The following is a 10393-nucleotide window of genomic DNA, read 5'->3' as shown; positions in this document are numbered from 1 at the left end:
TTTCGTCTTCCTCAAAAGTAATCAGCGTGCCGGAGGTGGATTCCTCCTCCAGGTCGATGTCCCAGGGCGTGAAGCTGGAGAGCACGCGCATGGGCACCTTGTACTTGCCGGCAAATTCCACCGAGCGGATCTGCAGCACCTTGGAGCCGAGGCTGGCCATTTCCAGCATTTCCTCGAAGCTCACGGTGTTCAGGCGCTTGGCGGCCTGCACCACGCGCGGGTCGGTGGTGTAGACGCCGTCCACGTCGGTATAGATAAGGCACTCGGCCGCCTTCAGCGCCGCAGCCACGGCCACGGCAGAGGTGTCGGAGCCGCCACGGCCCAGCGTGGTGACATGTCCGTTGGGATCGATGCCCTGGAAGCCCGTGATGATGACCACGCGGCCAGCGTCGAGTTCGGCGCGAACGCGCTTGTCGTCGATGGACTCGATGCGTGCCTTGGTGAAGCTGCTGTCGGTGCGCACGGGAACTTGCCAGCCCGAGAAGCTGATGGCTTCCACGCCTTCGGCCTGCAGCGCAATGGCCAGCAGTGCCGACGACGCCTGCTCGCCCGTGGAGGCCAGCATGTCGAGTTCACGGTAGTACGCCGTTTTGGCCGAGCCGGGAGCCAGCTCGCTGGCCAGGCCCAGCAGACGGTTGGTTTCGCCACTCATGGCGCTGGGGACGACCACCATCTGGTGACCGGCACGAGCCCACTTGGCCACGCGCTTGGCAACGTTGCGGATGCGCTCTGTCGAGCCCATCGAGGTGCCGCCGTATTTATGAACGATCAGTGCCATTGGATATCAGGGTGACGAAACTGCTTGCCACGGCGCTGTACGACAGAGGGATGCTTGTGCAAGCCAGGATGTTCGAGAGGACTGCGCATGAAGCGAAATGTCCGCCCGGACCCGTCTTGCGCAAGCCGTTTGGTTTTGGCGCGCCGCCGGTTTTCGTACAAAGTTGGACCAAAACTCGTCAATTGTACCAATCGAGCACCGACCCCAGGCGCCGCACAAAACCCCGCCCCATCTTGAGATGGATGCGGTGGCCTCGCGTACGGCAAACGCTGATCTGCGCGAGCAGCTGATCTAGCTGCGCGGCACTGGGCGTGGTGGCATGCACGCTGCGCAACCAGTGGCGCAGCACATTGGCCTGGCGCGCGGGGCTCAGCGCCTGCAAGGCGGTGATGCGGGGGGGGGTGCCGATGGCTGCCAGATCGGCCTGTGCCATCTCCTGCAGAAGTTCGGCCGCCTCGGCGCAATGCCGGCTGCTGCGCGCGAACGTGGCGCGAAACTGGGGAAAGGCCTGCTGCAGCGCGGGCAGCAACTGGGCGCGGATGCGATTGCGCGTATAGCGTGCGTCGGCATTGGTCGGGTCTTCCACCCACGCCTGGCCACGCGCCGCAAGCCAGTCACGCAGGACCTGGCCGGGCAGATCAAGCAGCGGACGATGCCATTCGAGATCCGCCCTGCTCCACTGCGCCGGCATGGCGGCCAACCCGGCTACACCGGCGCCACGAGACAGGGCCAGCAGCAGCGTCTCGACCTGGTCGTCCGCATGTTGCGCCAGCGCCATGCTGCGAACGGGCGGCAAGGGCTCTCCGCCAGCGCCCCGCCCAGGCCAGGGTTCGCGGGCCGCCTCTATCAGCGTTGCGTAGCGCAGCTGGCGTGCGGCGTCCTCAGGACTTTGGCCCGGCACGTGGCGCGCGTCCACGCGGCGAATCTTCAAAGGAACGGCATGCTGCGCGCAGACTTTCTCGCACTGGCCGACAAAGGCATCGGCCGCCGACTGCAGACCGTGGTGCACATGGATGGCCACGACCTGGCCCGGCCAGCGCTCGGCGCAGGCCAGCAGCAGCGCCGTGGAGTCCGCACCGCCGCTGAAGGCCACGGCCAGCGGCAGTTGCGGCGCAAAGCGATGGATGGCCGCGTCCAAAGCGGCACCCGGTGCAGCACCTGGTGTCGCATCTGGCGAGGCTGCCGGAACATTGCGCAGCGGGTCGGTGATCGGAATTTCCACAGGCTTGGATCAGGTATGTCAGGACTCAGGCCGAGTCCCGGCGCAAAAAGAAAACGGCTCCCAGGGGGAGCCGTTCAGTGTGCCAGAGCGTGGCGCAGGCCTTCAGCGGTTGTCGGCCTTGGTATCGGCGAAGCGTCCGTAGCTTTGCAGGCGCTCGTAACGGCGGTCCTGCAGTTCCTTGGGCTTGAGGTCCGCCAGCTGGCGATAGGCATCGCCCAGCGCGCGCTTGAGGAAGGCGGCCATTTGCTTGGGGTCGCGGTGGGCGCCGCCCACGGGCTCGTTGACGATCTTGTCCACCAGGCCCAGGGCCTTGAGGCGGTGGGCCGTGATGCCCATGGCATCGGCCGCGTCCTGGGCCTTTTCGCCGGTCTTCCAGAGGATGGAAGCGCAGCCTTCCGGGCTGATCACGGAGTAGACGGCGTATTGCAGCATCAGCACCTGGTCGGCGACGGCAATGGCCAGGGCGCCGCCCGATCCACCTTCACCGATGACGGTGGTGATGATGGGGGTCTGCAGCTGGGCCATTTCGTAGATGTTGCGGCCGATGGCTTCGGACTGGCCGCGCTCTTCGGCTTCGATGCCGGGGAAGGCGCCAGGCGTGTCCACGAAGGTGAAGACCGGCAGGCCGAACTTTTCGGCCGTCTTCATGAGGCGCAGGGCCTTGCGGTAGCCCTCGGGGCGCGTCATGCCGAAGTTGCGCAGCGTGCGCTCCTTGGTGTCGCGGCCCTTCTGGTGGCCGATGACCATGCAGGAAATGCCATTGAAGCGCGCCAGCCCGCCCACGATGGACTGGTCGTCGGCGAAGTGCCGGTCGCCGTGCATCTCGATGAAGTCGGTGAAGCAGTCGCGCACATAGTCCAGCGTGTAGGGACGCTCGGTATGGCGCGCGATCTTGGTGATCTGCCAGGGCGAGAGGTCGCTGTAGATGTCCTTGGTCAGCTGCAGGCTTTTTTTGCTGAGCTGCTCGATCTCTTCCGAGATATCGACTGCGCTTTCGGTCTGCACGTAGCGCAGTTCCTCGATTTTGGATTCGAGCTCGGCGATGGGCTGCTCAAAATCCAGAAAGTTCTTTTTCGCCAACTTGTTTCTCCTTGTCCCAGCCAGGCACGGTGCATGCGTTCCGGCCGGAAAACGGGGCTTGATCGGGTGTGATCGGTTTGTCTTCAGGCTGCAGGCTGCGGTTCGAGCGAGCGCCAAATATACCAAGTCGCCACGGTGCACCACGGCTTCCAGGCCTCGGCAACCTCACGCGCCTCGCTGCGGCTGACGGGGTCGCCCGAAAAATAGTTCTGGCTGATGCCCGAGATCAGGCCTGCATCGTCCAGCGGCAGCACATTGGGCCGCTGCAGGTAGAAGATGAGGAACATCTCGGCGGTCCAGCGGCCCACGCCGCGGATGGACATGAGCTCGGCCACGATGGCTTCGTCACTCATGCCCTGCCAGTCGTCCTGGTGCAGGCGGTGCTCGGTGAAGTGCATGGCCAGGTCCACCAGGTAGTCCACCTTGCGGGCAGACAGGCCCACGGCGCGCATGTCGTCCACCTTGAGCTTGAGCACCAGGTCAGGTGCCATGCGGGCGGGCAGGCGCGCGAACTTGTTCCACAGCGTCTGCGCAGCCTTCATCGAGATCTGCTGGCCCACGATGGAGCGCGCCAGCGTGGCGAAGGCATCGCCGCCGGGCTGCAGGGCCAGGTGGGCAAAGCGCGGGATCAGGCGCTTCATCACGCGATCGCGCCGCACCAGCTGGCGGCAGGCCTCGGCCCAGTAGGCCGGGGCACCCTCGGGCGGTGCGGGCAGGGATATCTTGGCCTTGGGAGCGGAGGCAGCGGCAGCGGCGGCCGCAGGCGCCGATCCTGCGCGCGCGCCCAGCGTCACCATCGGCAGCGGGGCCGGTTGCTGTTCGGGCACGGGCAGATCGGCCACCAGCGGCAATTGCTCGAAATCCATGGTGTCCAGGGGTTTGGCGGAGGCCATCAAAGCACCTCCCCGCACCTGGCGCGGCACATCTGGCAAGGCATACGGATCAGCCCTTTGCGGCTGCCTCCCAGGTCGTGCCTGCGGGGGAGTCCTTGAGCACGATGCCCTGTTCCAGCAGCGCCTTGCGGATGCGGTCGGCCTCGGCCCAGTCCTTGGCCGCCTTGGCGGCTGCGCGTGCGGCAATCTGCGCCTCGATGGCGCCGGCATCCATCTCCGAAGTGCCTGCCTGCAGGAAGGCCTGCGGGTCGCCCTGCAGCAGCCCCAGGCAGCCGGCCAATGCCTTGAGCAGGCCCGCCGTCTCGGCACTCTTGCTGCGGTTGACTTCGGCAGCCAGCTCGAACAGCACGGCAACAGCCTCGGGCGTGCCGAAGTCCTCGTCCATAGCCGCCTTGAAGCGTGCGGCAGCGGGATGATTCCAGTCGATGGCGACCTCGGCAGGCGCGACCAGGCTCAGCGCCGTGTACAGGCGCTTGAGCGCGCCGCGTGCGTCGTTCAGGTGCACGTCGCTGTAATTGAGCGGGCTGCGGTAGTGGCTGCGCACGACGAAGAAGCGCACGGTCTCGGCGTCGTACTCCTTGAGCACGTCGCGGATGGTGAAGAAGTTGCCCAGCGACTTGGACATCTTCTCGTTGTCCACGTTGATGAAGCCGTTGTGCATCCAGACCTGCGAGAACGGCTTGCCGGTCGCGCCTTCGCTCTGGGCGATCTCGTTTTCGTGGTGCGGGAACTGCAGGTCGGCACCGCCGCCGTGGATGTCGAAGCTCTCGCCCAGCATCTCGCAGCCCATGGCCGAGCACTCGATGTGCCAGCCGGGACGGCCCACGCCCCAGGGGCTGGCCCACTTGACCTCTTCCGGCTCGGCGGGCTTGGCGCTTTTCCACAGCACGAAGTCCAGCGGATCCTGCTTGCCGTCCTGCACGGCCACGCGTTCGCCGGCCTGCAATTCGTCCAGCGACTTGCCCGACAGCTTGCCGTAGCCGGGGAATTTGCGCACGGCGAAGTTCACGTCGCCATCCGTGCCCTGATAGGCCAGGCCCTTGTCCTGCAGGCGGCCGATCATGGAGAGCATCTGCGGCACGTATTCGGTGGCGCGCGGCTCATGCGTGGGGCGCTCGATGCCCAGGGCGTCGGCGTCCTGGTGCAGGGCGTCGATCATGCGGTCGGTCAGCGAGCGGATGGTCTCTCCGTTCTCGACGGCGCGCCGGATGATCTTGTCATCGATGTCGGTGATGTTGCGCACATAGGTCACGCGATGGCCGCTGGCACGCAGCCAGCGCTGCACCACATCGAAAGCGACCATGGAGCGTGCGTGTCCCAGGTGACACAGGTCGTACACGGTCATGCCGCACACATACATGCGCACATGGCCCGGTTCGATTGGCGAAAACGCTTCCAATGCACGCGACAGCGTGTTGTAGATACGCAAACTCATGGATGTTTATCAGGGGAGAAAGGGCCGCTGCAGGGGGCGCGTCCCACGCGCCGCCGGACCCTTGGCGCCGATGCAGGCATGCTCAGCAGGGAGCAGGAGCGGCAGGCGCAGAGCCCGTGTGACCCAGCACACCCCTCAGCTACAATTGACCGCAGTATAAGCCCGCGCCGCGGGGCATTCCCCCGAGGCCCCGAAAGCACCTACATGCCTCTACGCAACTCGTTTCGCTCCGCCCTGCGCCTCGCGGCACTGGCGGCCCTGCTCGCAACAGGCCACGCCCACGCCGACGACTATACGGAAGTGAATCAGTTGCTGCGCAACGGCAAGAGCACCCAGGCGCTGGCACGCGCCGATGCCTATCTGGCCAAGAACGCACGCGACCCGCAGATGCGCTTTCTCAAGGCGGTTGCACTGACCGACAGCGGCAAGACAGACGAGGCCATCGCCGCGCTGAATCAGCTCATCGAGGACTACCCCGAGCTGCCCGAGCCCTACAACAATCTGGCGGTCATCTATGCTGGCCAGAACCAGCTCGACAAGGCGCGCTCCGCGCTCGAATCCGCCGTGCGCAACAACCCCAACTACGGCGTCGCCTACGAGAACCTGGGCGACATTCATGCCCGCCTGGCCTACGAGGCCTACTCCAAGGCGCAAGGCCTGGATGGCCGCGCGGCCAGCGTGCGCCCCAAGCTCAAGCTGCTGCGCGACCTGCTGGCGCCCGTCACCGCCGCCAAGTAGCCCCCCGGCCCACGCGCGCAGCCCTTGCGCCAGCGCGCGTGCGGCGGTCGATCGGGTCTTGCCATGCCTGGCGCGCACCCGCAGGAACCTGCCCGGTTTTCCCCACTCCATCCCCCAGCCCTTTGGCTTTCACAGGAGATTCGCATGAACACACGCCGCATTGCGTCGCTTTCCCTGGCCGGCATGGCCCTGGCCGCTTCCCTTTTCACCGCCCTGCCCACCATGGCGCAGAACGCCACGCCCAAGGTGCAGATCAAGACCAGCATGGGCGACATCGTGCTGGAGCTGAACGAGGCCAAGGCTCCCAAGACCGTGGCCAACTTCATGCAGTACGTGCGCGACAAGCACTATGACGGCACGGTGTTCCACCGGGTGATGGACGGCTTCATGATCCAGGGCGGCGGCATGGATGCCAGCCTCAAGGAAAAGCCCACGCGCGCACCGATTCCGCTGGAGGCGGACAACGGCCTCAAGAATGACCGGGGCACCATCGCCATGGCGCGCACGGGCAATCCCAACTCGGCCACCTCGCAGTTCTTCATCAACGTGGTGAACAACGACATGCTCAACGCGCCCAAGCCTGACGGACATGGCTACGCCGTCTTCGGCCGCGTGGTCCAGGGCATGGATGTGGTGGACAAAATCCGCACGGTGGCCACGGGCAACCAGGGCATGCACCAGAATGTACCCACCAAGCCGGTGACCATCCTCTCGGCCACCGAAGTCAAGTAAACCGCGCGCCGCGCCTTGCGTGGCACGCCCTTCCCCTCCATCCAACAAGGAATCGCCATGAGCAATCCCCAAGTCGAACTCCACATCGCCGACCACGGCGTCATCACCATCGAACTCGACGCCGCCAAGGCCCCGAAGAGCGCAGAGAACTTCCTGGCCTATGTGAACAAGGGCCACTACAACAACACCATCTTCCATCGCATCATCGATGGCTTCATGATCCAGGGCGGCGGCTTCGAGCCCGGCATGAAGCAAAAGGAGACGGACGCCCCCATCGAGAACGAGGCCAAGAACGGCCTGAAGAACGACAAGTACACCCTGGCCATGGCCCGTACCGGCGACCCGCACTCGGCCACCGCCCAGTTCTTCATCAACGTGGCCGACAACGGCTTCCTGAACCACACCTCGCCCAGCGCACAGGGCTGGGGCTATGCCGTGTTCGGCAAGGTGATCAAGGGCACCGAGATCGTGGACAAACTGCGTGGCGTGAAGACCGGCCGCAACGGCGGCCACCAGGACGTGCCCAAGGATGACGTGATCATTGAAAAGGCCGTGGCCCTGTAATCAGGCGCTTGCGCACACGGGGCGGCCGTGCCCTTTCGGGTCCGGCCGCCCTGTTGTCCATGCGCATGGCACCAGGCCGTGCGCATGGACAACAGACCCGCTCCAGAGCCGTCCCAAGGCTCCTACAGCCCTTCATGCAGCGCCCTTGCCGGGTGCCCCGTCCCATGGCCCAGACCGCCGCGCCCCGCCCTCTTCCCGTGCCGCCCATTGCGGCCGAGTGGACACTGCCCGCGGGCTGGCGCACGCTGGAGTTCATCTCGGACCTGCACCTGCAGGCCAGCGAGCCCGCCACCGTGCAGGCCTTCAGGCAGTACCTGGCCGCCACGCGGGCCGATGCCGTCTTTCTGCTGGGCGACCTGTTCGAGGTCTGGGTGGGTGACGACGCCCTGCTGGAGCCGGGCAGCTTGGAGGCCGAATGCGCCACCGCCATGCGCGCGGCAGCCACCCGCACGCCGCTGTTCTTCATGCAGGGCAACCGCGACTTCCTGACCGGCGCGCAGTTCGATGCGCTGTGCGGCACGACCACGCTGACCGATCCCACCGTGCTTGACTGCGGCGACCAGCGCATCCTGCTCAGCCATGGCGATGCCCTGTGCCTGGACGATGTGGACTACCAGCGCTTTCGCGCCATGGCCCGCTCGGCGGCCTGGCAGGCCGGCTTCCTGGCCCAGCCGCTGCAGGTGCGCCGCGACCAGGCACGCGGCATTCGGCAGGAGAGCGAATCGCGCAAGCGAGAATCGGACGGCCATGGCGCCGCCATGCCCACCTATGCCGACCTTGACGCGCAGGCCACGCGCAGCTGGCTGCATGCCGCGGGTGCCGCCACCCTGATCCACGGCCACACGCACCGCCCGGCCGACCATGACCTGGGCGATGGCCTGCGGCGCATCGTGCTCAGCGACTGGGATCTGGCGGCGCCCGCGCCCCGCGCCGAGGTGCTGCGCTGGGAGCGCGGCATGGGCCTGCGGCGCCTGCCGCTGTCCGACGTTCTTGAACAGGCCAGCCCGCCATGAGCCTTTGGCAACAAATGGGCCGCTGGGTCCGCAGACTGGGCCGCCGCGCACGCTCCACGGTGTCGCCGGTGCCCGAGATTCCTGCGCCGCTGTGGCTGTCCACGCTGGCCGCCTACCCTTTTCTCGCGTCGCTGACGCTGGAGGAGCAATCCAAGCTGCGCGCCCTGGCCGCCGTCTTCCTGCAGCGCAAGCGCTTCCACGGCGCGCATGGCCTGCAAGTGAGCGACGCCATGGCGCTGGAGATTGCCGCCCAGGCCTGCCTGCCCCTGCTGCACTGGGGCGAGCCGCAGGGTGCGCTGTCCTGGTATGACGACTTTGTCGGCATCGTGGTGCACCCGGGCGATGCCGTGGCGCGGCGCCAGAGCATGGACGAGGCCGGCGTCATCCACGACTACGACGAAGTGATCATGGGCGAGGCCATGCATGGCGGCCCCGTCATGCTCAGTTGGCAGGCCATTGGCGCAGGCCGCGGGCCGCATGCCAGCCACCACGGTCACGGCGGCCAGGTAGCCAACGTGGTGATCCATGAATTCGCCCACAAGATCGACATGCGCAACGGCGGTGCCGACGGCTGCCCGCCCCTGCCGCCGGGCTTCATGGGCAGCAGCTCCGCGCGCCAGGCCCGCGAGATATGGCAGGCCGCCTGGGCACCGGCCTACGACGCCTTCCGTGAGCAGATCACCATCGCCGAGCGCTTTGGTGGCGAATGGCCCTGGCTGGACGGCTATGGCGCCACGGCGCCCGCCGAATTCTTCGCCGTGGCCTGCGAGGCCTTCTTCGTGGACCGCGCCCGCTTTGCCCTGGAATTTCCCACGCTGGCGCCGCTGCTGGCTGCGCTCTTCAAGCCAGCCACCAGTCAACCCTGATCGGAGCAAACCTCCTTCAGGGCCTGGGCGAACAGGCGCTGCTCCTCGTACTGCCCGCCCGCCTTGCGCTCGAACAGGGTGATAGGTGGCAGGGTCCAGCCGAAACGGTGGCGCACGATGCCCACGCCCGCGATGCGCACCAGTTCCTCGGCAATGTCGGCCGGCACGATGGACACGGCCCGCTCATTGGCCGCCACCAGTTCGCCGATCACCTTGGCCGAGAGCGTTTCCACAAACGGCGGCGGCGGCTCCACGCCCGCGCGCAGAAAAAAGTCGGTGATCTGCTCGCGCATGGGCGTGCGGCGCTGGCCCAGCACCCAGTCAAGCCCCGTGAGTTCGGCCCATTGCAGAGGTCGGCGCCCCAGCCGCGTGACCAGGCTGCGGTGGGCGATCAGGCGAGGCTCCTGCTCATAAAGCACGCTGTGCCGTATGCCGCTCATGTCCAGCACGGCCGAGGCGCGGCCAATCACGCAGTCCAGCTCATGTGCGCGCAACTTTTGCAGCAGGCGGTCGCTGGTGTCCTCATGCAGCGTGACCGTGATGCGCCGGCCTTGCGGCCGCGTCCTGCCGATGGCATCGGCCAGCATGCGCGCCGGCAGAAAGGGGATGACCCCCACCTGCAGGTGCGCCGCACGCTGCTGCCCCACGGCCTCGATATCGTGTGCCCAATGGTCCAGATCGGCCAGCATGCCCCGGGCGCGCGCCAGCACCAGCGCACCCTGCTCCGTAGGCTCCATGCCGCGCGCAGAACGCAGGAACAGCGGCGCGCCGAACAATGACTCCAGCTCCGCCAGGGCCTGGGTCACGGCGGGCTGGCTGGTGGCCATGCGCTCGGCCACGCGGGTCAGCGTGCCCAGCTCGCTGATGGAGCGCAGCAGCAGCAAATGCTTCATCTTCAAACGCGTGGCCATGCGGTGGGCCAGTTGGGCAGTGGTCGATGCAGTGCGGTTTTGCGGCATGGATTCAGGCGTGGCGCGTCATAAGCAAAACCATATTGAACAATAAAAACAAACGAATTTCTGCTTATGCATGCGTTCCAGAATTCCTGCGTCTTGCACACCCAAAACGAAAG

General features: G+C 66.4%; 11 protein-coding genes (1 of these 11 cut by a window edge). 5 read left to right on the top strand and 6 right to left on the bottom strand.

Annotated features, from left to right (window positions below):
• The 5 genes from CLV01_RS12000 to cysS form a co-directional block, all read right to left on the bottom strand.
• Positions 1-778: the 5' portion of an aspartate kinase gene (locus tag CLV01_RS12000; protein WP_012204430.1), read on the bottom strand. The gene continues 488 nt to the left of window position 1, outside the view; the window shows 778 of its 1266 coding nt (coding positions 1-778); it begins with the start codon at positions 776-778; its stop codon lies off the left edge, out of view.
• 178 nt (positions 779-956) lie between these two features.
• A complete protein-coding gene (tilS, locus tag CLV01_RS11995; protein ID WP_373681083.1) occupies positions 957-1976 on the bottom strand; it encodes a tRNA lysidine(34) synthetase TilS in 1020 nt (339 codons plus the stop codon).
• A 126-nt stretch (positions 1977-2102) separates the two neighbouring features.
• A complete protein-coding gene (locus CLV01_RS11990; protein ID WP_012204428.1) occupies positions 2103-3080 on the bottom strand; it encodes an acetyl-CoA carboxylase carboxyltransferase subunit alpha in 978 nt (325 codons plus the stop codon).
• A gap of 83 nt (positions 3081-3163) precedes the next feature.
• Positions 3164-3973: a DNA-3-methyladenine glycosylase family protein gene (locus CLV01_RS11985; RefSeq protein WP_034391589.1), complete on the bottom strand. Its 810-nt coding sequence runs from the start codon at positions 3971-3973 to the stop codon at positions 3164-3166.
• A 49-nt stretch (positions 3974-4022) separates the two neighbouring features.
• A complete protein-coding gene (gene cysS, locus CLV01_RS11980; RefSeq protein ID WP_013803373.1) occupies positions 4023-5408 on the bottom strand; it encodes a cysteine--tRNA ligase in 1386 nt (461 codons plus the stop codon).
• A gap of 204 nt (positions 5409-5612) precedes the next feature.
• On the opposite strand from cysS, the gene CLV01_RS11975 reads away from it, so the two are divergent.
• The 5 genes from CLV01_RS11975 to CLV01_RS11955 all read left to right on the top strand — a co-directional run bounded on the left by CLV01_RS11975 (position 5613) and on the right by CLV01_RS11955 (position 9321).
• Positions 5613-6146: a tetratricopeptide repeat protein gene (locus CLV01_RS11975; RefSeq protein ID WP_013803374.1), complete on the top strand. Its 534-nt coding sequence runs from the start codon at positions 5613-5615 to the stop codon at positions 6144-6146.
• A gap of 144 nt (positions 6147-6290) precedes the next feature.
• Positions 6291-6878, top strand: coding sequence for a peptidylprolyl isomerase (locus CLV01_RS11970; RefSeq protein WP_099734218.1), 588 nt, complete (start codon positions 6291-6293; stop codon positions 6876-6878).
• Positions 6879-6935: 57 nt separating this feature from the next.
• The gene (locus CLV01_RS11965; protein ID WP_034391586.1) at positions 6936-7442 is read left to right on the top strand and encodes a peptidylprolyl isomerase; all 507 of its coding nucleotides are present in this window, start codon (positions 6936-6938) and stop codon (positions 7440-7442) included.
• Between the two features lie 164 nt (positions 7443-7606).
• Positions 7607-8455: a UDP-2,3-diacylglucosamine diphosphatase gene (locus CLV01_RS11960; protein ID WP_099734219.1), complete on the top strand. Its 849-nt coding sequence runs from the start codon at positions 7607-7609 to the stop codon at positions 8453-8455.
• Positions 8452-9321, top strand: a complete 870-nt coding sequence (locus tag CLV01_RS11955; protein WP_099734220.1) for a zinc-dependent peptidase — start codon at positions 8452-8454, stop codon at positions 9319-9321. Before CLV01_RS11960 ends, CLV01_RS11955 begins: the two co-directional genes overlap by 4 nt.
• Here the strand turns inward: CLV01_RS11955 and CLV01_RS11950 are convergent.
• Positions 9312-10280 (bottom strand): LysR family transcriptional regulator, encoded by a 969-nt coding sequence (locus CLV01_RS11950; protein ID WP_099734221.1) that lies wholly within the window; start codon positions 10278-10280, stop codon positions 9312-9314. The genes CLV01_RS11955 and CLV01_RS11950 overlap by 10 nt on opposite strands.
• Positions 10281-10393 lie beyond the last annotated feature (113 nt).

This window comes from Delftia sp. 60 (assembly GCF_002754395.1).
Taxonomy (GTDB): Bacteria; Pseudomonadota; Gammaproteobacteria; order Burkholderiales; family Burkholderiaceae_C; genus Comamonas; species Comamonas acidovorans.
The sequence above is the reverse complement of the archived record's forward strand: the minus strand, read 5'-3'. Positions and strand labels throughout refer to the sequence as shown.

What these genes read in the sequence shown, in the direction of transcription:
- CLV01_RS11970 (WP_099734218.1), top strand. Translation starts at nt 6,291, where the DNA reads ATGAACACACGCCGCATTGCGTCGCTTTCCCTGGCCGGCATGGCCCTG.
- CLV01_RS11985 (WP_034391589.1), bottom strand. Translation starts at nt 3,973, where the DNA reads ATGGCCTCCGCCAAACCCCTGGACACCATGGATTTCGAGCAATTGCCG.
- CLV01_RS11955 (WP_099734220.1), top strand. Translation starts at nt 8,452, where the DNA reads ATGAGCCTTTGGCAACAAATGGGCCGCTGGGTCCGCAGACTGGGCCGC.
- CLV01_RS11950 (WP_099734221.1), bottom strand. Translation starts at nt 10,280, where the DNA reads ATGCCGCAAAACCGCACTGCATCGACCACTGCCCAACTGGCCCACCGC.
- cysS (WP_013803373.1), bottom strand. Translation starts at nt 5,408, where the DNA reads ATGAGTTTGCGTATCTACAACACGCTGTCGCGTGCATTGGAAGCGTTT.
- CLV01_RS11975 (WP_013803374.1), top strand. Translation starts at nt 5,613, where the DNA reads ATGCCTCTACGCAACTCGTTTCGCTCCGCCCTGCGCCTCGCGGCACTG.
- CLV01_RS11960 (WP_099734219.1), top strand. Translation starts at nt 7,607, where the DNA reads ATGGCCCAGACCGCCGCGCCCCGCCCTCTTCCCGTGCCGCCCATTGCG.
- CLV01_RS11965 (WP_034391586.1), top strand. Translation starts at nt 6,936, where the DNA reads ATGAGCAATCCCCAAGTCGAACTCCACATCGCCGACCACGGCGTCATC.